The organism is Syntrophales bacterium (genome assembly GCA_030655775.1).
GTDB lineage: Bacteria > Desulfobacterota > Syntrophia > Syntrophales > JADFWA01 > JAUSPI01.
The window spans coordinates 1-23016 of record JAUSPI010000238.1; the positions used below are offsets into that span (position 1 = coordinate 1).

The following is a 23016-nucleotide window of genomic DNA, read 5'->3' on the forward strand; positions in this document are numbered from 1 at the left end:
GGGAGGTGAAAAAACATGATAAGAGTATTGATTGAAAGACACTGTTTGACGGGAAAAGAGGATGAACTCAGGCACCTTATACAGGAAGTTAGGTCAGATGCGGTGCACCGCCGCGGCTACATTAGTGGTGAGACACTCCGGGCAGCGGATAATCCCTTGCACTTCATGATCATCAGCACATGGACGACCATTGAAGCCTGGAAGGCGTGGGAGTCGGACCGGAGAAAGGTTTTAATACATGGGATGATGGATTCTCTGCTTTCTGAACCAGAGGTTGTACGTATTTTTATTGAGGAACCCTCAGTCTGAGCAGCACCAGCATGTTTCATGTTTACACCGCGAAAGACAGTATAGCGCGGGCTGCAGGGAGGATTCCCTGAGGATATAAGCTTTCATAACATAGGATGCTCCACTCTCTTGGGGCCAAATCTTTAATAGAGATTTGACCCCTTTCTCATTCGCCCTTCGATAATACGGGTTGCCAATTTCAGGTCATCAGGAGTATTTATCCCCATAACTTCAACAGGATCATTGGCAATGAACGACCTCGCGGTGTATCCCTTTCTGCTGGCGATCTTGAAAATATCTGTCAGATAATATTCGCCCTGTGCATTCTTGTTGTCAATATCTGTTAAGGCCTCAAAAAGAAACTCGCTTTCCACACAGTATATGCCTGTATTTATTTCTCTGATCATCTTTTCCTCATATGTTGCATCGCGCTCCTCCACGACTTTCAGGATATCGTCTTCCGTTTTTTTGACAACCCGCCCGTAACCGTGCGGGGTGTCGAGTACGGTGGTTAAAACCGTAACTGCCGCATCACCCGAAAAATGATAGTCAAGCAGTGACCTTACAGTACGTAGAGTGAGTAGAGGTACATCACCGCAAAGAATCAAGATGGTTCCCTCAAAATCAAGGAATCTATCCTTGGTCTGAAGCACGGCGTGGCCGGTTCCCAGCTGTTTTCTCTGGTACACGAAAACAAGATCCTTATCTTTAACAGATTCTTTTACTAATTCTGCCTGATGACCGACTACAATAACGATTCCTTCCGATCCTACATCTCTAGCCACGGCAACCGGGTAGGAAAGCATCGGCTTTCCGTAAATGGGGTGAAGAACTTTCACCAGTGAAGATTTCATACGGGTTCCCTTGCCGGCGGCAAGAATTATAGTTGAAAACCTGTCTTTCCTTCTTTTGATCATCAAATCACCTTTTTTAATCCACAGATTTTACAGATTACTCTAATCATTTGAAGGGCGATGCGAAATCTGTAGGGTTTAATTCCCCGCAGCTTGCTGCGTTAGAAAAGATAAAACACTTATTTTTGATATCCCACGTGGCTTGCCGAGGGGTAGTTCATTGCCTTGTGCCTGGAACTAAATCTGGCAGTATAACTAGCACCTCTTTTATGGATTTCATGTCAGCATCTTCAATAACGAAAAGGAGGTTGTTAAATCTTAATGTTTCACTTCTCTTAGGAATTTTCCCCATCCTGTTTAATAGGAACCCTCCCAGAGTTTCATAATCCCCCGCAGGAATCTCCAGGAGGATGATTTCGCTAAGATAGTCTATCTTTATTCTGGCGTCAAAGAGATATCTCCCGGGGCCGATTTTTTTATACAACTTTTCCTCTTTATCGTACTCGTCCTCAATTTCACCCACTATCTCTTCCAATATGTCTTCGATGGTCACTATACCAACGGCACCGCCATATTCATCAACAACTATAGCCATATGTTCGCCACTCCTCTGCAGCTCAAAGAGAAGCTCACCGGCCGACTTCGTTTCCGGCACATAAAACACCGTCGGCCTGAGACAGGACGTTATCTTGTCATTTTCGGTCAGTTCAGCCTGATCGTGCAGAGTTTTGAAAAGGTCAAAACAATGAAGTATGCCTGTGATGTTGTATATCCTGTCACGATAAACGGGAATACGGGAAAAGCCTTTTTCTTCAGTCAAAACAGCAGCCTCCCCGAGAGTAGAGTTTTCTTGTAAGACAGCCGTATTGGACAGGGGAACCATGATCTGTCCTACAGTCACCTCGGAGAAACCGAGTATCCGCCGTATCATTTCCTTTTCTGAACTTGCGATATCACTCTCAGCCCTTTCTTTTCTGAGAAGAAATTTCAAACCATCCCTTGTAATATAAGGGGAACGGACACTTTCTTTTCCTCCCGTGGATATATAGACCGCACCTCTGGCTATTCTTGAAACAATAAACACCACCGGATAAAGCACCCATGAAGCGATCCATATAAACCACGAAACTCTGAGGGAGATAAATTCTGCATGCTGCCGAGATATACTTTTAGGGATTATTTCACCCATCACAAGGACAAGAGGAATCATAATAATAACAGAAATAAATTCACCGCGGACAGCGCCAAAGGTTGATATGAACATGGATGTTGCAATAACAGTACTGGCAACGACACATATATTGGTTCCGGTTAAAGTCGTAGCAAGAAACCACTCCGGTTTATCCAGGAGCTTAAGGGTAAGCATGGCCGATCTGGAACCGGCCCTGGCCTTTTGCCTTATCCTGTTTATATCAGAAGCCACAAGAGATAATTCCCCCCCTGAAAATAAACCTTCCAGGCCTAAACATACAAATATCAAAAAAAGAGAAAAGAGATTACTTTCCATCTTCAACCTCTTTTTCTACTACTCTTATCTTTAATATTCTTGCCCTGCTCATTTTTTCCACACTGAAAGTAAAACCATTAAAGGAAATCTCCTCACCTCTTACAGGCAGCTTTCCGAATAGGTGAAAAACAAATCCGCCAACCGTATCGAAATCCTCCGAAGGAATGGAAGCCCCAATAAGATCGTTAAGATCATCTGCCGACATCATTCCGGAAACCATAAGAGTTTTATCATCCACCCTTTGGTACAAATCCTCTCTTACATCATATTCATCGTAGATATCACCGAAAAGGCTTTCCAGGATATCCTCCATTGTCACAACACCCGCCACACCACCATGTTCATCCACGACTATCGCCATATGTATCTTTCTTGCTTGAAAATCTCTAAGGAGGCTATCGGCTGTCTTTTCCAGCGGGACAAAATATGGTTTTCTTAATAATGTTTCAATACTAACCACTATTTCCTTTCTCGCTATCATAGCCATAAGATCCTTGACATATAAAATTCCGAGAATATCATCGCTGTTGTCACCATAAACCGGTATTCTTGAATGCCTGGTGCCAATTATCTTCCTTTCCATACTTTTTATGTCCATGGAGATAGGGAGACAAAACATATCCACCCTTGGGGTCATCACGTATGAAACCCTTGTATCGCGAAGTTCAAATACCCTGTTAATCAGATCCTTCTGGGGTTCCTCAAGAGCTCCTTCTTCGTGACCAACGTCAACCAGCGTCCTGAATTCATCCTCCATCAAGACGTCACTTCTTTTGGCATCCCCTACACTGAAAAGGTTAACGAAAAAGCCGGAAATCCTTTCCAATATCCATACAATCGGTCGTACGATACCAAAGAAAACCGTCAAGAGGGGTGAAACATAGGATGAAAACCCTATTGGATTAATTATGGCAAGAGTCTTGGGAATGGCCTCCCCAAAGATGAGGAGCAGTGGAGTGGTAACAGCTATTGCCATCCACTTACCTTCCTTTCCCATAAAGTAGATAAAAATGGCTGCTGATACAACCGAAATGGTAACATTAACGGATTCGTTACCCACGAGTATGGTTATGAGCAGCCTCCTGGGAAACTTCAAGAGCCTTTGAACGTAGGACAAGAATTGAGATCTTTCTGTTCTCATCTTGTGGAGATGAAGTGAAGTAAGGGAAAAAAGCGAGGCTTCAGAACTGGAAAAAAATCCAGAAAGTATCAATAGAAAAGCTAACAGAACAAGCCTTAATGTAATGTGCGAATCCAATTGATAAATTATTGGTTGTTTGGGTTATTGGTTAACCAATTGAACTAATTTTCTTTCTTTGTGCCTCTGCCTGCCCTGTTAAATTTCCCAAGGGGAACCGTATTTAACAGGGTGAACCTTTGGTACTTTGTGCCTTGTAACTACTCATGCCTGAGTAGTTACTGTTAAATTACCTTTATTTACACGAAAAGTCAACATGGTAGGCTCCAAATACCAGAGAAAGACCATTTGACTCATAAGTATTTTTCCTATATATCCTTTAATCGTAAAACTAAGGATACGGGCCGATGGGAACCTGTCTGCCGGCAGAGGGTGGCATGGCCTTTCGGCCACAACGAAGGATAAAATTATCACAGTTCACGGTTTACGGTAAACCTACAAATCTGCGTAATCCGCGTAATCTGCGGATAACTTTCATGTAAAGGAGGAGGTATCATTATGTCTAATGTGCTTTTAGTTGGAAATGGTGCAAGGGAACATGTTATTGCTGAGACTGTCTTTAGGTCGAAGCATCATTCCAGGCTTTTCTCATATATGAAAGCCAACAATCCTGGCATAGCCTCACTCTCTGATAAAGTCTTGATCGGGGATTATGGTGATTTGGAAGGGATAAAAAAGTTTTCAAAAGAGTGCCATATTGATTTCGCGATCATCGGCCCGGAAGATCCCCTGAATAACGGTGTTGTTGATTTCCTGCAGGAAATAGGCATACCAAGTGTAGGACCGACAAAAAGCCTGGCAAGACTGGAAACCTCAAAATCATTCACCAGAGATCTGCTGAGAAAATATAATATACCCGGCAATCCAAAATTTGAAATATTTTCTTCCATGGAAGGAATAAGGGATTTTCTTGATGAACTGGATGAAGCCGTTATAAAACCCGACGGCCTGACAGGCGGAAAGGGAGTCTGGGTACAGGGGGATCACTTTCAAACGAAAGAGGAGGCCCTGGAATACTGCAGGAAGCTTTTAGCGGAACATCCATCAGTTATCATAGATGAAAAACTGGAAGGGGAAGAATTCTCGTTACAGTGTCTATGTGATGGAAAAACAGTGGTTACAACACCTCCCGTACAGGATCATAAGAGAAGATTTGTAGATGACAAAGGACCAAACACAGGGGGCATGGGTTCCTACTCCTCCGAAGACCATTCACTGCCCTTTATGAGTCTGGATGACGTAGCAGAAGGTCTGGCCATAACGCAGAAAGTGGCGGAGGCAATTTATAAAGAAACAGGCGAATATTATAAGGGAGTAATGTACGGTGGATTTATAATAACAAAAAACGGAGTCGAATTGCTGGAATACAATGCTCGGTTTGGAGACCCCGAAGCGATGAACACCCTGCCTCTTCTGAAGACTGATTTTATAGATGTCTGCAATGCGATTATTGAAGGAACACTTGACAAACTCCATATTGAATTTGAGAAAAAGGCGACCGTATGCAAGTATGTTGTTCCAAAGGGTTATGGTCTGCCGGAGGACCACCCGGATGCAAAAACAACATCATCAAAGATCGAGGTTGGTGATGTGGGAGAAGCGAAGCTCTACTATGCATCCGTTGACAAAAGGGACGATGGACTCTATATGACGACATCAAGGGCGATCGGAGTAGTCGGGATAGCAGAGGACCTGAATAAAGCAGAGCAGATCGCAGAAGAAGCTGTGTCGGCAATAAAGGGGCATGTGGCTCACAGACCTGATATCGGCACGAAAGAGCTGATAGAAAGAAGAATCCTGCACATGCAGGAAATAAAATAAACAGCTGGTTTGCCAGGGAAAGGAATTATGCAGAACGAAATAAAGAGAGTACTTATTAGTGTAACGGACAAGAAGGGAATAGTTGAATTTGCCAGGAAACTTACAGAATTCGGCGTGAAAATACTTTCCACAGGAGGGACGGCGGATCAGATAAGAAAAAGCGGAATAGACGTTACGGATGTTTCCGACTACACCGGTTTCCCCGAAATGATGGATGGCAGATTGAAGACACTCCATCCCAGGATACATGGAGGTCTTTTGGCCCTGCGGGATAATGACGAACATAGAAAAGCAGCAAAAGACCAGGGCATTGATTTTATAGATATGGCGGTCATAAACCTTTATAAATTTGAGGATACCGTGGCAAAGGAGGACTGCTCCCTGGAAGAGGCCGTAGAAAATATCGATATAGGCGGTCCCGCCATGCTCCGTGCAGCGGCCAAAAATTACCGTTTTGTTACCGTCGTTACCGATCCCGAAGATTACCCGAAAGTTTTGAAGGAAATGGATAAAACGGGGGGAAAGATATCTGAAGCCACTAATTTTGCTCTTGCCGTAAAGACCTTCCAGCTTACGGCCAGGTACGATGCCGCTATTTCAAACTACCTTGGCAGGATAAGCCCGGAAGGAGAAAAGACGGAATTTCCTGACACTTTCACCATGCAATTTACCAAAGCACAAAATCTAAGGTATGGAGAGAATCCCCACCAGAAAGCCACCTTTTACAGGGAAGAAGACACATCCCTTTCCGCAATATCTAATGCTAAACAGTTACAGGGGAAGGAGCTATCCTATAATAATATTATGGACGGCGATGCGGCATGGGATATGGTTGGCGATTTTAATTTGCCATCGGTTATTATTATGAAACATTCAAATCCATGTGGAGCGGCAACTTCCGACGGCGAACTGCTGGAAGCCTACAGGAAAGCAATGGAGACCGATCCAGTATCTGCCTTTGGCGGCATTGTTGCTTTCAATAGAAAGGTAGACAGAAAGACCGCTGAAGAGATTGTAAAGACTTTCCTGGAGGTTATCATAGCGCCCGGCTTTGAGCAGGATGCATTAGAAATCTTGAACACAAAGAAGAACATGAGGGTTCTGGAAATTTCGCCTTCACGTGAAAAACACTCTGCAGGTTACGATTTCAGGAGAGTAGTTGGGGGACTCCTCATTCAGGACAGGAATATCGAAGAGACGGACATCAGGGCGGCAAAGGTTGTTACCAAAAGAGCGCCCACCGAAGAGGAATATCAGGGGCTCGACTTCGCCTGGAGAGTGGTAAAGCATGTGAAATCTAATGCCATTGTATATACTAAAAGAGATCAGTTGGTAGGCGTGGGGGCTGGACAGATGAGCCGTGTCGATTCTGTAAAGATCGCCTCAATGAAGGCAATTCTGTCCACCAAGGGAACAGTTCTCGCTTCCGATGCCTTCTTCCCCTTCAGGGATGGAGTTGATATGGCTGCTGAGGCAGGCGTAACGGCTATCGTGCAACCGGGTGGATCAATACGAGACGAGGAATCGATAAAAGCGGCTGATGAACACGGAATTGCCATGATTTTTACCGGAACAAGGCATTTTAGACATTAAGGAAATAGTTTCGAGTTTCGGGTTTCGAGTTCAAAGTCATACCTTGTAGGTTGGGTTGTCGAAGATCCGCCTCTGGCGGGAGGTACGAAACCCAACACAATATGTAGGGGCCGATGCCCTCATCGGCCAAATTGGCTATTCGGTCTGTTCGGGGAACAGGCCCTACTTTCTGAAAAGCTGTCAGCTTTCAGTTTTACTATTCATGGGGTTATTTGTGAAAAAGAGTTCCGAGATATCGGTCAGCGTTGTTATGGGAAGTGATTCTGACTTTCCCATTATGGAAGAAGCCATAAAGACTCTCAAAGAATTTGATGTTTTACACGAGGTTTTCCTTACATCGGCCCACCGTTCACCTGAACGGACTTCTACATTCGCCAGGGAAGCTGCCGGACGTGGGATCAGAGTCATAATCGTTGGCGCCGGGGCGGCGGCACATCTGGCTGGTGTTATTGCATCACAGACGCACCTGCCGGTAATTGGAGTTCCGATTGATTCCACTTCCCTCAGGGGGTTTGATGCCCTCCTCTCCACGGTACAGATGCCAGGTGGAATACCGGTTGCCACAATGGCCATAGGCAAAGCCGGAGCCACAAATGCAGCCATCATGGCCATAAGAATACTCGCCCTGCAGGATGACGGTCTCCGCAGAAAATTGAAGGACTATTTCGTCAATATGGCTGAAGAGATCAAAGAGAAGCAGGAAAACCTGAATGCCGGATAAATTAAGTGCCTAAAGTTTAAAGTGACTAAAGTGAACTAAAGTTAAGGCATGCGCTTTAAAGCGCAGTTAATATAGATAACCTTTCTTTACCTTAACTTTAGGCATCTTAGCTCACTTTAGTTCACTTCACACTTTTAACTAAATGCCGATAATACTAAGAATTGATCCCAAAAACCCCGATAAATCCTTAATAGTTGCAGCCGTAGAAATTTTAAAAAAAGGTGGAGTTATTGCTTATCCCACTGAGACTTTCTATGGACTTGGTGCAGATGCTAAAAATGTTGAAGCTGTTGAGAAAATCTACGATATCAAGGGACGGGATTACAAAGATCCTGTTTCCATTATTATAGGAGACAAGCAGGATTTAACCGGATTTGCAGAAGATGTACCTGAAGTCAGCCGAAGGCTTATGGAAAAGTTCTGGCCTGGAGGACTTACCCTTGTATTTAAGGCCTCTTCCAATATCTCGCCGAGGTTGACCGGAGGAACGGGAAAAATCGGCATACGTCTCTCCAGTAATATAATTGCCTCTCATCTGTCAAAGACATTATCCGGCCCTATTACTGCCACCAGTGCTAACCTCTCCGGTGCAAAGGAATGTTCCTCAGCCGATGAAGTAATTAATTGTTTTAAAGATAAGATCGATATGGTGGTTGACGGTGGTCAGACACCGGGCGGATTGGGATCGACGATCGTGGATGTAACAACCGATCCACCGACTATCTTGCGACAGGGTATCATCCCTCCGTCGCTTCTACGCTACACACTTCGGAAAATTTAATCAAAAATTACCTGTTCAACAATGAACTCCACGGCTTCTTTGGGAGGATTGGTAAATACTATCATAAAAGGAATTTCTCCCTCAGGGGCTATATTGTCATTGGAAATATCACTCCCGATCTGAATGGATAACTCTTCTGCGATCTCTTTCCCGGTCAAATGTCCTAATTCTTCATCGGTAAGAAGATTGCCGCAGTAGAATTCCACCTCATCTAAAACTTCTTTGGCCGCATTTAATATTTTTCCACGCACTTTCACCTTGGAAATAGAATGTTCATATTTATTAACAACAGTGCCCTGTATTACAAGAATATCCCCTAATATAAAGTTTTTTATGAGGCGCTCCTTAACATCTACAAAATTAACACTTCCTACCTTTACATCGATGCTTTTATCCTTCTTTTCCGGCGTATCTGTTGACATATAACGTGAAACTTGATCCAGCACCTCTTTCCCCATCTGAGGAAAGAGATACATATAAACACCCCCCAGCACCAGGATTACGATTACAATATAGGCAAGTACCTTTCCCGGGGCCCACAAATGCTTCTTTGTTTTCTCCCTCTCTTTGTCACCTTCCATTTCGGTATCAACGAGTTCTTTTTCTTCCAACAAATCATCAAAGTCGGGGAATTCTTTTTCGATTTCCTGCTCGGCTGTCTCTTCGATTTCAATATCAACGGGTTCTTTTTCTTCCAACAGATCATCAAAGTCGGGGAATTCCTTTTCGATTTCCTGCTCGGCTGTCTCTTCTTCAATTTCAGCTCGGGAGGATTCTTTTTCCTCCATAACTTCAACCGGTGGAGCAACTCTTTCCCTTGAGGGATTTTCCTGGAAAAACACATTTTTGCAGCGACTACATCTGACCCGCGCTCCCTCTCCAACAATTAACGATTCATCAAACCTGTATTTTGTTCCGCACTTTTCACACTCAATTATCATGATTTTCCCTCTGAACAGTTATTCTTCAACCACACCCACATACGGCAAAGAACGACCCACTTCATTACAATCAAGGCCGTACCCTACAACAAATCCTTCATCCATAGCAAAACCTACATAATCCGCATCAAAATCAATCTCTCTTCGGTGTTTTTTGTCTAAAAAAACACAGACTTTCAGAGAGCGCGGATTCCTCTCTTTCAATTTATCTACTAAAAAAGATAATGTAAGGCCGGTATCTACTATGTCTTCTACTATGAGAACGTTTTTCCCTTTTATGTCTGTTTCAATATCTTTTTTAAATTCTATCTTTTCTGAGCTTGCCGTCCCGGAACCATAGCTTGCAACTCTGACAAAATCCACAACACATGGTATGCTAAAATATCTTATCAGGTCCGCCATAAAAACAAAAGCGCCCTTGAGGATACCGATTACTATTAATTCATCTTCCTGATAGTCACGGGAAATAATGTCAGCCAGGTCCTTTACTCTTTTGTCAATTTCCTCTTTGGTATAGAGAATTTCTTTAATCTTCATAGGACAAATCTTCCTTTCCGGAACAATACCCAAGGCTAAAAAAAATGTCAATTCAAATCAACTGTTTTACGAACACCGGGGCATAATACGAAGTTGCATTGAAAGATGACTCTGTCGGGCGAGACGCCCGGCCTACCACGGGGGTAGGACAGGCGCCCTCGCCTGTCTATAAAGGTAAAAGATGAATGAAACTTGGTGTATCGTTTTTCTCCTGAAAATGCAAGGCGAGTGGATTTTCCGCTACTTGCTGTGGGAAGTTTTAATTGTAGAAATAAACGTATAATCGTGTTAAAAGTCTAAATCTCAAATTTAGCTGGTTTCGGAAAGAGAAAGCTGCCTGACAATGCCATTCTTTTCAAGAAAATTAATGAAGAACAATTGGGTATGGGTCGATAATTACTCAAAACTCGATAAGGCAAAAAAAGGTATTGAAAGGTCTTCTACTATTTGTGTGGATACAGAATATGATTCATTTCGATACTTCCGGGACAAGCTCTGTTTAATCCAGATAAAAGCTGCCAACAGTACCTACCTTTTTGATCCACTGAACACATTGGATCTTTCTTTTTTAGGGAGTATATTCTCCAATCCGGACATTCTCAAGGTAGTGCACGCTGGCGATAATGACATTCGCATTTTAAAACGGGATTATGGATTTGAATTCAAGAATATTTTTGACACCCATAGGGCCGCTTCAATTCTTGGATGCCAGTACCTTTCTCTTGAATCCATTATATTTCAGTATCTTGGTGTCGAATTAAACAAGACAAAGAAAATGCAACGGTCGCGATGGGAGAACCGTCCACTGACAGATGAGCAGATAATCTATGCGGTTCGAGATACCCAGTATCTGACAGATTTATATGTTCGGCTTAAAGACGAAATCAAACAGGAGGGACTGGAAAGAGTAGCATCTGAAGCCTTTGATAAAATGATGGCTGTTGAATGGCACGAAAAAAGTCTTGATTTTAACGGGCACCTAAAAATTAAGGGGGCCAAGGATCTGAACAGATATCAACGAAGCCGTCTAAAGACTCTATATCGCTGGCGTTTCAAAAAGGCAAAGGAGACGAATATCGCACGCTTTATGATTTTATCTGATCAGAATATACTTGATTTGTCTAAAATAGAAAAATGCTCTGTTGAATCACTCGGGACCATCCCGACCCTTTCTTCCAGAAAGGCGAAAACCTTAGGGCAGGAGATTATTGAAGTCTTAAATCGACTTTAATGGATTCGCAAAAAGTGATGAAACTGATCCTTTGTCATCCTGAACTTGTTTCAGGATCTCACTTGTTTCAGCATGACATCATTTTTACTGAGTGCCCCCAATTAAAATCTGTAGCGTGCCCCCTTCTGTGGGGCACAGAGACCCCACGCTACGGGGTACAGAAGGCTTTATAAAATCATGCCAGAATACCCCGTGCTGTGTACGGGGATGAATGGCATCCTTATATTTTCCTCTCCCCCGGTGGGAGGTTAGGGAGAGGGGGAATTCACTTAATTATCATTCCCAGATTATCTTTCGCAGTAACCATTTTATCCCCCAGAGATATCCCACAGTAGATGCAGGTATAGTCGTATTTTTCTCCACCGAGAAGGACTAACAACAGTTTTTTCCTGACAGGAACCGCTCTTTTGCAATTTGGACAGTAAAGTTCTGTGGCATCGAAATCTCTGTATGTTTCCTTTTTCATGCTACTCAGTCATCCCCCTCAGGTATTTTTCCCGCATTTTCCAGCCACACTGTGGCTTCACTATCACTCGGAGCCCTGTAATCACTTCTTGGAGAAAGGGAACCGCCGGAACCAACCTTGGGACCGTTTGGCGCGCAGGAACGCTTGAACTGGCTGATCTTAAAAAATCTGAAAAGGTAAACCTGAAGCCAGTGTTTGATCTCCCCGAGAGTGTAGTCATTTCTTCTATGTTCCGGTACATCCGGCCAGAGCCCTTTATCTTTATCTTTCCATGCAGAATGTGCCATAAAAGCAATTTTGGTGGGAAGATACCCAAACCGGGTGGTATAGAAAATGTTGAAGTCCTGTAGTTCATAGGGCCCTATCTCCGATTCGGTTTTTTGTGTGTCCTTGCCGGGAATCAATTCAGGGGTGATTTCCGTTTCAAGAATATCAAAAAGGATACCCGATGTTTCCTGATTGAACTGAACAGTGTTTGCCACCCAGCGTATGAGATACTGAATCAGTGTCTTTGGTACGCTGGTGTTCACGTTGTAGTGGGACATGTGATCACCAACCCCGTAGGTACACCACCCGAGGGCGAGTTCGCTGAGGTCTCCCGTTCCGACCACCAGTCCGTCTCTCAGATTGGCAATGCGAAACAGATGTGATGCGCGTTCTCCGGCCTGCACATTCTCGAATGTAATATCATAAACTTCCTTTCCCTCTGCATAGGGATGGCCGATATCCTTGAACATTTGCATACAGCTATCTTTAATATCAATCTCATTTGCCTCCACACCGAGAGCCTTCATTAACCTGACCGCATTGGTGTAAGTTTTATCCGTAGTTGCAAAACCGGGCATTGTATAAGCCTTGATGTTGGATCGCGGTAGATTGAGGAGATCCATGGTCCGAGCCGCTACTATGAGTGCATGTGTGGAATCGAGCCCGCCCGATATTCCAATAACAACATTCTGAATACCCGAGGACTTCAATCTCTTTGTTAGACCCTGTACCTGTATATTGTATGCCTCAAAGCAGAGCTGATCACGTTTAGCAGGATCTGCAGGAACATAGGGGAATCTGGGGTATTCCCTTGTCAGCAGAATCCGTTTGCCGGGAGTCTCGATAGAAAAAGAAATTTTACGAAATCGTGCGAGTATGTTTTTGTGTGTCCGGGCATTCTGGCCAAAGCTTGTCATGCGCATTCTGTCCTGGGCAAGGCGGTCCAGATCTAAATCTGCATAGATGATTTGAGTGTCCTGGGAAAATCGTTTGGACTCTGTTAGCAGGTTGCCATTCTCATAGACCATGGCATGTCCATCCCAGGCTAAATCTGTGGTTGATTCCCCTGTGCCGGCTGCCGCGTAGAGATACGCTGATACACAGCGTGCTGATTGGTTTGAAGCGAGGTTGCTGCGGTATTCCGATTTTCCTATGGTAACATTGGAGGCGGATAGATTTCCCACTACAGTCGCTCCCGCCATCGCCGCAAACCCGGATGGCGGTACAGGGACCCAGACATCCTCGCATATCTCTATAAAGAATTTGAAATGTTTAATATTTTCCACATCAAATATGATATTCGCTCCGAATGGGATATTCTCCTGTCCGGAGAGATTGATCGTTTCAGAAAGTGCCTCCTCAGCGGGGCTGAACTGACGGCCCTCGTAAAATTCCCGGTAATTGGGAAGATAGGATTTGACCGCAACCCCCAAGATTTTTCCACGATAAAGGACAATCCCGCAGTTGAAAAGTGAAGAATCGACCTGAAGGGGCGCTCCCACAACCATGATGAGATTTAAATCTCTTGTGGCGTCGATGATATATTCAAGGGAGTCCAGCACACTCTGCAGAAGGGCATCCTGGTGGAAGAGGTCTTCGTTGGAATAGGCCGAAATTCCGAGTTCCGGGAAGAGGGCGAAAATGGCGTTGTTCTCCGCCGCCTCCTTTGCCAGCTTGACCGTACTTTCCGCATTAAAAACCGTGTCGGCAACTCTCACCTCCGGTATACAGACAGCCACTTTTACAAATCCATGGTTGTAAAGATTGAAAAATTGTTTCATGGTTTTTACCTCTATATTCTGTTCATTAAAGTTCCTTTTTTACCATATAAGGAATTATCTCTTCACTGACAAGTCCTGCTATTTCACTATAAATATTAAAAAACTCTGTCAACCCAAAACTTTCTTCAGGGGTCAGGTCTTGCAATAACACATTTCAAATGGGTTGTTCGATGCCGTACAGGTGGAATGTTGTATTGCAAGACCTGACCCCCATCTCCCCTTTGTGGTATTACGATGTTTGCGGTGTTGTTCATCTTATTTTTTCTCTTTGGTTGAATAGTATTTTTGTCTTGAGCTTGTCGGTTTATCTGGAATTGTCGGCTTCAAAAGACCTTGTTTTAATAAAGGCTGGAGAATTTTTGCTCGAAAATGTTCCCGATGCTTTAATTCCAGAAAGTCCATTATTTCAGATGTTGATTTTGGGGTCGTGCAAAACTTAAGAATTTCTTTGCTCTTCTCGGCTTGCTCGGTAACTTGCTCGGTAACCTGCTCGGTAACCTGCTCGGTGACTTGCGGGGTAGCTGTTTGCCTTGCCAGAGTGACGATAAAAAAATCCCCCGTATCAAACGCAATTTCAATTTCTCTTTCAGCCATAGCCTCCCGCATCCTGTTGATACCGGAACCGATCTTTTCCGTTATTCCAAGCCTGTGAAAGGCATCGAATAATATAGGATTTCGCGCCACACTGAGCTTCCCGAATTTACTGCTGTCGAAGAGAAGTCGGCCAGGATTTATTATTTCAACACGGTCATCATAGACCTCAACAAGAATACCTGCCCCTTCCTCAAAGTAATCTCTGTGAACCACCGCATTTACAAGCGCTTCACGCAAAACTTCCAGCGGGATTTCCGGGATTTCTTTTCGAGGGCCGCCATCTTCAATCAAGTATTCAATTTTGAGATTCTGCTGCAAAAAACGAAACGCATTCTCATAGTTAGAAATTAGATCAACCTTAAAATCCTTCCGGTCAAGTATCTTGGTTTTTGTAGTACCCTTAAAAAGAACACAGGTAATGAAACTGTGACGAATATGGGTTTCAATATTTTTACCGAAAAATAGTGCTCCGGCATTTGTAATCTGGAACCCAACCATCTCTTCGGCGAACCCCAAATTCACCAGTAAATCTTCCCTATTCTCAGGCGGCGCAATTGCCGCTTCAGACAAGAAGCGACGCCACCGGGTATCATCAAATTCTCCAGGATAATCAAACCCTCTACAGGCCTGCATATCGAATTTGAATTTTCCCGCATCTGCGGCAAGGGATAATATTTCATTCCTCGTCAACTTTTGAGAATTAGGCCCTTCTCTCAGAAAAAACCCCTTCGAACACCGTACCGGCTTGTCACGGCTTTCATCAATCGAAATAACAAGCAGTTTTACACCTTCATGCCGTACTGTTTTTATATGTATCGTAATCCGGGGATCGCAGTTATTGGCAATATCTTGGATTTTTGAACGTGTCGTATTGTCAGTGGAGCAACCTGTAATTCCGCCATCATCCGCAACTCCTATGACAATTTTGCCCCCGGATGCATTGGCAAAGGCAACCATTTCCCTGGCGAGACTTTCCCCAACCTGCTTTTTGAACTCAACAAAATATCCCTCGCCTTGTTTGATAAGTTCTTGTAATTCCTTCTTCTTCATTATCGTTCTTTCAACATATCGGCATTCCACTGCTGCCTGAAAAATTCACTCGCATTTTAGATATTGCATTTCCGAAATTAGTAAGGTGTCCCCCGAATCTTACCCCCGAATCTGTAGAAAAGCCCTGTTTTTCAGGACGGTTTAATTATTTCCCAGCGACCGCCTCTTCTGCTGCCTGCTCTTTTGAGAACCCCTTTACTTTTTAACTTATTAACATATTCTATCACTGTATTTCTGCTGATGGATAGATTTATTGCGATATTTTCAAAGGTAATATGATTGTCTGTCTGTATCTGCTTAAAGATTTTATCCTCAAGCCCCGTTAAATAAATATCTTGATCTTCGGCTTTCATAGGGGTCTTTGAAGGGGTTTTTATAGGGGTCTTTATGGGGGTATGGCGCAGCTCCACCTTAAAAAAGTCACCCGTTTCGGTTATACTATAAGAAACGTCGGGATAATCTGTCAGCATTTTTCGAATTCGTATAAAACCTGTCCCATATTTTTCGATATCTCCCATCAGGTAGAACGATTCTGCGAGCAGCTTATTGCGGATGGACGATACGTAATCATCCCGCTCAAGTTCTTCAATAGTCAGGTTGCCGTAAATCCTGCCCGGATTGGTAAATACGATCCTGTCGTCAAAAATTTTAATGACGATATCTGATGAATGCTTATAATCACGGTGAACAACAGAATTTAAAAGCAACTCACGAATGGTCTCCAGTGGATACTGCCACTTTTCCTTCCGCTTCAGGCTCCCATCGAATCGGTAGGAAAGACTGATATGCTTCTTTATAAAGATCATGGCTTCATCAAGGGCGACAAGAAGAGGATCTTTTATCAACAGATCATCAATAATCGTATCTTCGGATTTAAACCTTCCGATATGAATGGAATAGCCGTGGTTGCCGAAGAGCAGCATGGCAGCCAGAGTCGGCTTACCGGCCTGGACTAATTTTAGCTTTGTCAGGTTAGTCAGCAGGTCATCTTGAAGATTAATCCGACCTCTTGAGTTTGTTGTTTCAATAAATCGTTCCAGCAGGGCGTTATCCAATGAAGACAGGTTTTCTTTCAGCGGGCAGGCATCATAAGAGACACTTAGACTCTGCTGCTGCAGGTCCACAATTTCATCCAGTGAGAGCAGGTGATTGCTGTTCTTGGCTCGTTTGTAATAACGGTTCTTAAAGGAGACAGGTTTTATGGGATACTCACTTATTTCGAATATCAGAACAGTCTTTCCATCAATCTCATGTTCATCAACGTTGGGCATAATTTGAGGATAGGTGGCAACCTTGATATCATTGAGATACCGTTGCACTGTTTCCGGAGAAACTTCGACACCGCATATATGTCCTTTGCTATCCACGCCGACGATAACCTTACCGCCCTTTGTATTGGCAAATGCCACCAGAGATATTATGGCCTCCTTGTTGAACCCGGCTTTGAATTCAACAGTTTCAGATTCGCCAGCCTTCAGCAATTTCATGATATCCATATTTCACCTCAAATCGGCCAGATACCAACTGGTAATGGTGGAAATTGTAGATGGCTCCGCAGAAAATTGTTGCAATGCCATCATAATTGTTTCTTTCCGTTAGACCGCAACCCTGACTTTGCCGGTTAACATATCGTGCATGATGCCTTTTTGCATATCAAGCAACCAAGCTTGCTTCCTGGAAGCTGAAATATATCCCTCTTGCAACCGAGACGCCGATAGATGGCGTCAATAGGCAACGGGATATTTATAGATGGAAAAATCTGTACCTGCATCATCTTCCAGTCCTGAACTGATCAATGCGGTTCATATATGTTAGCCAAAAGTAGATTCGATTTCCTTTCTGTAATCTAAAATGAGGCTGTCAGCAGGGACTCCACCCCAAATGAGCCATTGGAGTAAATCATCCATAAATATTAGGGACACTTCCCCTATTTCTCCGATACAGCCCTTGGTGTTGTTGGGTTTCGTTCCTCCCGCCAGAGGCGGATCTTCGACAACCCAACCTGCAAACTACTCTTATCTGTTGATTCATTGTCTCCACTCACAAAACCCTCAACTTTTTGAATGCATGTGAGCATGTGTTCAATATAGACACGATCATCTTTCATAATGGTACTGCCTCGCTAAGTACCTGCTCGCGAATACGCGGATTATGTAATGCTTTTTCTGTTACGATATCTACTTTTCTTTCGAGGAGGTCCTGGATATCCATCAATAAAGCGCCTAAATCAAACAAATCCCGGTCTGGCGCCAGGTCGACAAGCAAGTCAATATCACTGTCATCGGTAGCATCATCTCTGGTCATTGACCCGAAGACACGGATATTTGAAACGCCGTATTGACGAGACAACTGCAGTATTTGTTCTCGTTTATCAACAATTATTTTGGCGATCGGCATAATTTACTCCTTCATCCGATAGGTTAATATTAGGGATACTTCCCCTATTTTTGATACAGCCCTTGGTGTTGTTGGGTTTCGTTCCTTCAGTTTTTGCCTGATACATCGGCCTGCTAACAAACAATTGCCAATCATTCCAAACGGTATGTCCTTGGTGTGCGGTTACCACTGTCAGGCAGCCTTAATTTCAATGCCTTTTTCTCTTATTTCATGTATCAACGGTACCCATGTATTTTTTTCAAATGCTTCGGATGAAATCGGTACTGGTTGAAGTCTCGGGTCAACCCTCCATGCTGTCTGTAATAATAACTTTCCTTCTTCAAATCTATCTTTTCCAAAATCAGGCGATATTATCGCGAGGTCTAAATCACTATCAGAATGAACATTACCTGAGGCGTATGAGCCGTAAAGAATGACCTGATCTATTCGGACCCCCTTTTTTACCAGAGCATCTACGAATCGCTTAATTATTTGCTTAATTTCTGTGTCAACCATTTATATACCTTATCCATTTCTGCAAATTTTTTGCGAGTAAATTCTTCTGTACATTTCTTGTGAAAATCCTTCTTTTCATCCGGATATCTTGCCTCCAAAAGGCTTTTCCCTGTTTCAAGATCATAGGCTGCACTTTCGAGCCAATAGTCGATTGTCTTATTTATGTCGAACATCATAAGAGAAGTTCCGTTTCATATGGAAATTTCTTTCACTTCGTATTCTTCCGGTACATCATCCATAGCCATCAGGAAATACGCATCCTTAATGTTTTCTTCCAATTTTTCGAGTGTTTCCCCCTGCGTCATAATTTCCGGATGTTCAAGGAGTTTACCCAGCCAAAATTTATCTGACTTCCAATAAATCATGGTCATTTTTGGTTTCATTGTCTTTCCTCCATTAAGGTCGGTCATCTGTTTCCTCGATACAGCCTCTGGTGTTGTTAAGTTTCGATTCATTTATATGGCAGCTTTATCTGATTAACTTCTGTGATAGCTTCAAATTCAGGATCTTTATGGACAAGGGTTGCCTTATAAACGAGCGCATAGGCGGCAATTATGGAATCTGCCAGCGATATTTTATGCCTTGCCTTGAGTTCTCCTCCCTTTAACAGAACCGGTTCATGTAGTTCCGCGATGTGGTTTGCCTTGATACTCTTTACGGTAGCATACCTTGATTCGGCAATTTCTATGCCCTTGTTCTGTATTGTTGTGTAATATATCTCAAATAGTACTATAGCAGGTAAAAGGATATCTTTTGTCCGCAGGATATTTTCAACCACATCGGCGCCTTCCTCATTGTCCATCATGGTCAGGATTGCTGACGTATCGGGAAGAAAGAGATCACCCTTCAAGTTTCTTGTCCTCCTCTCTGTCCCTCAGCAGGCCTTTGGTAAGTTCCTCCCCCTCGGAACAGCCTCTCAAGGCGCCGACAGGATCCTTCGGTATCGGGATCACCTTGATAACAGTGCCGGTGTCTATCCAGGCCACTTTTGTGCCCGTGTCTATCCCATATTTTTTCCTCAGCTTTACGGGAACCACTACCTGCCCCTTTTTTGTTATAACAGATTCCATTTGTTACACCCTTTTATTATTATTTCCTACTTATTGGAAGAATATAAAACTTTTTTTGAATTGTCAATGTAATATTTATCGTTGGTTTCGTTCCTCAACTGCTCAACTCTGATGAACTCGTAAAAAGTCAGTTTTTGTCACCCTGAATTTATTTCAGGGTCTCTAACTTGCTGAAATAATTAGATGCTGAAACAAGTTCAGCATGACAAATGGTGCAGTTTATGACTTTTTACGAGCTGCTCAATTCCGAATATTTATGGTTAGCCGAACAGCTTAAGACGCGGGATTCTGGAAAAGTGTTCCGTATTTCTTGTCATCAGAGGTAGATCATGGGTTATGCAGATTCCGGCTATAAGGATATCTTGATTTCCGATCAAATTTCCGGCTTGCTTCAAATCAGTGTAAATTTGTGCAGCCGTTGCGGCATCCGATTTTTCAAGGGGAAGAACCGGCATGATTGAAACCAGATCATTAATCTGTTTCAACCTTTTTGTACCGGTTATGCCGGCATAAAGTTCAAACACCGTTACAGAAGTCAAAGCCAGACAATCTTTATCAATAAGGCTGGCAACAGTTGAGGCAACGGGTTCTATGTCGGCGAAATAATCAATAATAACGTCGGTATCCGCGATTATGATTGTTTCCAATTTTCCCTCAGTTCGGCCAGCTTGGACCTGGTTTCTTCTGCTTCTTCCGCCTTCCAACTTCCTTTCATACGCAGGACGCCCTTTTTTATGTCTGATGCCTTAACCTGGTGAGCGATATAGTAGTCCAAAGCTTCCTGTATAATGCCGGAGTATCCTCGTAAACCCTTCTGTACGGCCAGAGACAGCAAAATGCTCCGATGCCTGTCTGAAATTTCTATGGTTGTTCGCATAATATTATTCTCACTTTGCATTTTTGAGTATTCTAATACTCAAATGCATAGATGTCAAGTTAGTATTGCTGGGGTTCGTTCCTTAAAAACATGGTTATGCCCTCAGTTATTTGATTGTGCTGACCAGACCTTCACCTTTGGCTGCTTTTTGAAGTCGGGCATCAAAGGTCAGCAGAAACAGTTCCGGGATTTCCTTCTGGATGCTTTTTGCTGTGGCAAGGTGCCACAGATTTGTTCCGCGCAGGGGCCATTTTGCAGATAGAGACTGAACAATTATCCATTCAGGCCAAGCGGCCAGTCGGCGCCAGGGACCTTTATCAAGTGTTTCGAAAGATGCCTGTGCCAGAATGTCGGCAACAACGCTTTCTCGTTGCATTCGGGCAATTACAGCGCATGCTTCGGCGTAGGCAAGCGTGGAGATAAAATGGACTCCTTCTTCATGTACCCACTTTTGTGCTGTATTGCTGTGCCTGTCTTTGAACAGAACTGACAAAATGGCAGAGGTGTCCCAATAGATAACTCTAAAATCATCATCCATTTTCCCTGTCCTCTCTCAGGAATCTTTGGGCTATATCATCTGGGACAGGAATGGGAGCGGGTACTTTCTTCCTGCCTTTTTCCGGGCAGGCTTCGAGCAAACCCTGATCTTCCAAATGCTTGATGCGTTCCGATAACGAAAGGTCTTCCTTTTGAATAGGTACAATCTTTCCAACTGGCCGCCCACGATCCGTCAGAATGACCTCGCCTCCCTTTTTGACCATCTTGAGAAATTTACTCAAATGGATTTTTGCATCCCGAATGCCGACACTTGTCGATTGCATAAGAACCTCCAACATAGTTATTATAATTATCTTCGATTGTGGTTATTGTAACCACATTGTACGTATTTTGTCAAGAAGGAAAAGTTGGAATTTTAAATCGAGGGATTAAGTCGAGGGGTAACTTGCCCATTTCGATATCAGGTATTTCCGGGAACTTCATATCTATTTCTTGACATAGTGATGTTGTAGTTATAATCAGGTTTCGCGGCTAGAATTGACGTATGGGATTTCCTTGCCATAGAACTTAGCGTGGATAATACGAAAGATGGGCTTAATGTGGAGAAATAATGAACGAAAAGAATATTGTGAAAATTGCGGCAGAATTAAAACTTAGAGAAAAACAGGTGCTGGCGACTGCCCGGCTTCTGGACGACGGTGCCACAGTGCCGTTTATAGCCCGGTATCGAAAGGAAGCAACGGGCGAGCTGGACGAAGTAAATATTATCAACATTCGTGACCGGCTGGAGCAGCTTCACGAACTTGAGAAGAGACGGGAATCCATTCTTAAATCCCTGGAGGATCAGGGTAATCTAACGGATGATCTGAAAGTAAAGGTAGAGATAGCTGAAACGCTGGCTATTCTGGAAGATATCTACCTGCCATACCGGCCGAAGCGCCGCATCCGTGGTATGATGGCAAAAGAGAAGGGACTCGAACCCCTGGCGAATAAAATTTTCGAGCAGGGTGACATCGACCCGCATGCCGAAGCGACGGCTTTTGTTGATTCAGAAAAAGGCGTGGAGAATATTGAAGATGCCCTTGCGGGAGCACGGGATATTATTGCCGAGTGGATTAACGAGGATGCCGAAGTCAGGTCGGAGCTTCGTGAACTGTTTGTCCGGAAAGCAGTGATAAATTCCAGAGTAGCCAAGGGTCAGGAAGAGGAGGGCATCAAATTCAAGGATTACTATGAGTGGGAGGAACCTGCTTCCACGGCTCCATCACACCGAGTTCTGGCAATTCGTCGCGGAGCCCATGAAGGCTTTCTCATCTTTCATGTCTTTCCGCAAGAGAATGAGGCTGTTGCGGTCCTGGAAAACCGTTTTGTAAAGGATGACGGTCAGGCTGCGGAGCAGGTTCGCCTGGCCGTAAAAGACAGCTACAAGCGCCTTCTTTCACTTTCCATGGAGACGGAAATCCGCCTGGAAATTAAGAAGCGTGCTGAACAGGAAGCGATCAGTGTTTTTGTTGAAAACTTGCGTAATTTACTGCTTTCTTCACCCCTTGGACAGAAAACCGTGCTTGCAATCGATCCCGGTTACCGAACCGGCTGCAAGGTTGTATGCCTCGACCCGCAGGGGAAACTCATGCATAACGATACCATCTTTCCCATTCAGCCTCAAAATCGCACGGATGAGTCAGCCGGAAAGCTAAAGACGCTGGTCGAAAAGTTCAATATTGAAGCTATTGCTGTCGGCAACGGTACGGGAGGACGCGAAACAGAAGCATTCTGTAAAAACATCGATTTTGGCCGGCATGTGACAGTAGTAATGGTCAATGAGAGCGGCGCATCGGTATATTCGGCATCGAAAACGGCGCGAGAAGAATTTCCGGATTATGATGTGACGGTTCGTGGCGCCGTATCAATGACTCTGTTGATTTAACAAGTTTTTGAAAAACGTAGCATGTACCCTGGATTGACATTATTTCAAAAGTTCTTTGAAAATTTTGTTGATGAACGAATCGCATTATTTATACTGGGTGTTCTTTGAAAACGTCCCCACAT

At 43.7% G+C, this 23016-nt stretch carries 27 protein-coding genes; 7 read left to right on the forward strand and 20 right to left on the reverse strand.

Annotation, left to right across the window (positions count from 1 at the left end):
* The first annotated feature begins 15 nt into the window (after positions 1–15).
* Positions 16–309, forward strand: a complete 294-nt coding sequence (locus tag Q7J27_13085; protein MDO9530074.1) for an antibiotic biosynthesis monooxygenase — start codon at positions 16–18, stop codon at positions 307–309.
* A 122-nt stretch (positions 310–431) separates the two neighbouring features.
* Here Q7J27_13085 and Q7J27_13090 read toward each other — a convergent pair whose 3' ends face one another.
* From Q7J27_13090 to Q7J27_13100, 3 genes are all read right to left on the reverse strand, one after another.
* The gene (locus Q7J27_13090; GenBank protein MDO9530075.1) at positions 432–1205 is read right to left on the reverse strand and encodes an NTP transferase domain-containing protein; all 774 of its coding nucleotides are present in this window, start codon (positions 1203–1205) and stop codon (positions 432–434) included.
* A gap of 154 nt (positions 1206–1359) precedes the next feature.
* The gene (locus Q7J27_13095; GenBank protein MDO9530076.1) at positions 1360–2649 is read right to left on the reverse strand and encodes a hemolysin family protein; all 1290 of its coding nucleotides are present in this window, start codon (positions 2647–2649) and stop codon (positions 1360–1362) included.
* Positions 2639–3907, reverse strand: coding sequence for a hemolysin family protein (locus tag Q7J27_13100; GenBank protein MDO9530077.1), 1269 nt, complete (start codon positions 3905–3907; stop codon positions 2639–2641). Before Q7J27_13100 ends, Q7J27_13095 begins: the two co-directional genes overlap by 11 nt.
* Before the next feature lie 438 nt (positions 3908–4345).
* On the opposite strand from Q7J27_13100, the gene purD reads away from it, so the two are divergent.
* From purD to Q7J27_13120, 4 genes are all read left to right on the forward strand, one after another.
* Positions 4346–5668, forward strand: coding sequence for a phosphoribosylamine--glycine ligase (gene purD, locus Q7J27_13105; GenBank protein MDO9530078.1), 1323 nt, complete (start codon positions 4346–4348; stop codon positions 5666–5668).
* Positions 5669–5695: 27 nt separating this feature from the next.
* Positions 5696–7261: a bifunctional phosphoribosylaminoimidazolecarboxamide formyltransferase/IMP cyclohydrolase gene (purH, locus tag Q7J27_13110; protein ID MDO9530079.1), complete on the forward strand. Its 1566-nt coding sequence runs from the start codon at positions 5696–5698 to the stop codon at positions 7259–7261.
* 250 nt (positions 7262–7511) lie between these two features.
* Positions 7512–7982, forward strand: a complete 471-nt coding sequence (gene purE / locus Q7J27_13115; protein ID MDO9530080.1) for a 5-(carboxyamino)imidazole ribonucleotide mutase — start codon at positions 7512–7514, stop codon at positions 7980–7982.
* Positions 7983–8124: 142 nt separating this feature from the next.
* On the forward strand, positions 8125–8763 hold the full coding sequence (locus tag Q7J27_13120) for an L-threonylcarbamoyladenylate synthase (GenBank protein MDO9530081.1): 639 nt from the start codon (positions 8125–8127) through the stop codon (positions 8761–8763).
* Here Q7J27_13120 and Q7J27_13125 read toward each other — a convergent pair.
* A complete protein-coding gene (locus tag Q7J27_13125; GenBank protein ID MDO9530082.1) occupies positions 8760–9704 on the reverse strand; it encodes a DUF3426 domain-containing protein in 945 nt (314 codons plus the stop codon). The genes Q7J27_13120 and Q7J27_13125 overlap by 4 nt on opposite strands.
* An 18-nt stretch (positions 9705–9722) precedes the next feature.
* The gene (hpt, locus tag Q7J27_13130) at positions 9723–10241 is read right to left on the reverse strand and encodes a hypoxanthine phosphoribosyltransferase (GenBank protein MDO9530083.1); all 519 of its coding nucleotides are present in this window, start codon (positions 10239–10241) and stop codon (positions 9723–9725) included.
* Positions 10242–10608: 367 nt separating this feature from the next.
* On the opposite strand from hpt, the gene Q7J27_13135 reads away from it, so the two are divergent.
* Complete coding sequence (locus Q7J27_13135) at positions 10609–11472, forward strand: ribonuclease D (GenBank protein ID MDO9530084.1); 864 nt, start codon at positions 10609–10611, stop codon at positions 11470–11472.
* 265 nt (positions 11473–11737) lie between these two features.
* Here the strand turns inward: Q7J27_13135 and Q7J27_13140 are convergent, their stop codons facing one another.
* From Q7J27_13140 to Q7J27_13210, 15 genes are all read right to left on the reverse strand, one after another.
* Positions 11738–11938, reverse strand: a complete 201-nt coding sequence (locus Q7J27_13140) for a cytoplasmic protein (GenBank protein MDO9530085.1) — start codon at positions 11936–11938, stop codon at positions 11738–11740.
* A 5-nt stretch (positions 11939–11943) separates the two neighbouring features.
* The gene (locus Q7J27_13145) at positions 11944–13986 is read right to left on the reverse strand and encodes an NAD(+) synthase (GenBank protein MDO9530086.1); all 2043 of its coding nucleotides are present in this window, start codon (positions 13984–13986) and stop codon (positions 11944–11946) included.
* 255 nt (positions 13987–14241) lie between these two features.
* Positions 14242–15630: a putative DNA binding domain-containing protein gene (locus tag Q7J27_13150; GenBank protein MDO9530087.1), complete on the reverse strand. Its 1389-nt coding sequence runs from the start codon at positions 15628–15630 to the stop codon at positions 14242–14244.
* Between the two features lie 131 nt (positions 15631–15761).
* Positions 15762–17117, reverse strand: coding sequence for a putative DNA binding domain-containing protein (locus Q7J27_13155; GenBank protein MDO9530088.1), 1356 nt, complete (start codon positions 17115–17117; stop codon positions 15762–15764).
* 440 nt (positions 17118–17557) lie between these two features.
* Positions 17558–17737: a hypothetical protein gene (locus Q7J27_13160; GenBank protein MDO9530089.1), complete on the reverse strand. Its 180-nt coding sequence runs from the start codon at positions 17735–17737 to the stop codon at positions 17558–17560.
* Positions 17734–18027 carry a nucleotidyltransferase domain-containing protein gene (locus Q7J27_13165; protein MDO9530090.1) on the reverse strand — a complete coding sequence of 98 codons (294 nt, stop codon included), beginning with the start codon at positions 18025–18027 and terminating at the stop codon, positions 17734–17736. Before Q7J27_13165 ends, Q7J27_13160 begins: the two co-directional genes overlap by 4 nt.
* 171 nt (positions 18028–18198) lie before the next feature.
* Complete coding sequence (locus Q7J27_13170; protein MDO9530091.1) at positions 18199–18522, reverse strand: nucleotidyltransferase domain-containing protein; 324 nt, start codon at positions 18520–18522, stop codon at positions 18199–18201.
* Positions 18495–18698, reverse strand: a complete 204-nt coding sequence (locus Q7J27_13175) for a hypothetical protein (protein MDO9530092.1) — start codon at positions 18696–18698, stop codon at positions 18495–18497. Before Q7J27_13175 ends, Q7J27_13170 begins: the two co-directional genes overlap by 28 nt.
* Before the next feature lie 15 nt (positions 18699–18713).
* Entirely contained in the window at positions 18714–18905 is a 192-nt protein-coding gene (locus tag Q7J27_13180) for a hypothetical protein (protein MDO9530093.1), read from the reverse strand.
* A 68-nt stretch (positions 18906–18973) separates the two neighbouring features.
* On the reverse strand, positions 18974–19372 hold the full coding sequence (locus Q7J27_13185; protein MDO9530094.1) for a PIN domain-containing protein: 399 nt from the start codon (positions 19370–19372) through the stop codon (positions 18974–18976).
* Positions 19362–19592 carry an AbrB/MazE/SpoVT family DNA-binding domain-containing protein gene (locus Q7J27_13190; GenBank protein MDO9530095.1) on the reverse strand — a complete coding sequence of 77 codons (231 nt, stop codon included), beginning with the start codon at positions 19590–19592 and terminating at the stop codon, positions 19362–19364. Before Q7J27_13190 ends, Q7J27_13185 begins: the two co-directional genes overlap by 11 nt.
* Positions 19593–19852: 260 nt before the next feature.
* Positions 19853–20239, reverse strand: a complete 387-nt coding sequence (locus tag Q7J27_13195; protein ID MDO9530096.1) for a type II toxin-antitoxin system VapC family toxin — start codon at positions 20237–20239, stop codon at positions 19853–19855.
* Positions 20224–20490: a hypothetical protein gene (locus Q7J27_13200; GenBank protein ID MDO9530097.1), complete on the reverse strand. Its 267-nt coding sequence runs from the start codon at positions 20488–20490 to the stop codon at positions 20224–20226. The genes Q7J27_13195 and Q7J27_13200 overlap by 16 nt, the downstream gene beginning before the upstream one ends.
* Positions 20491–20575: 85 nt before the next feature.
* Complete coding sequence (locus Q7J27_13205) at positions 20576–21007, reverse strand: type II toxin-antitoxin system VapC family toxin (protein MDO9530098.1); 432 nt, start codon at positions 21005–21007, stop codon at positions 20576–20578.
* Positions 21000–21290 (reverse strand): type II toxin-antitoxin system prevent-host-death family antitoxin, encoded by a 291-nt coding sequence (locus tag Q7J27_13210; protein MDO9530099.1) that lies wholly within the window; start codon positions 21288–21290, stop codon positions 21000–21002. The genes Q7J27_13205 and Q7J27_13210 overlap by 8 nt, the downstream gene beginning before the upstream one ends.
* Positions 21291–21577: 287 nt before the next feature.
* Between Q7J27_13210 and Q7J27_13215 the strand changes: the two genes are divergently transcribed.
* The gene (locus tag Q7J27_13215) at positions 21578–22894 is read left to right on the forward strand and encodes a Tex-like N-terminal domain-containing protein (GenBank protein MDO9530100.1); all 1317 of its coding nucleotides are present in this window, start codon (positions 21578–21580) and stop codon (positions 22892–22894) included.
* Positions 22895–23016 lie beyond the last annotated feature (122 nt).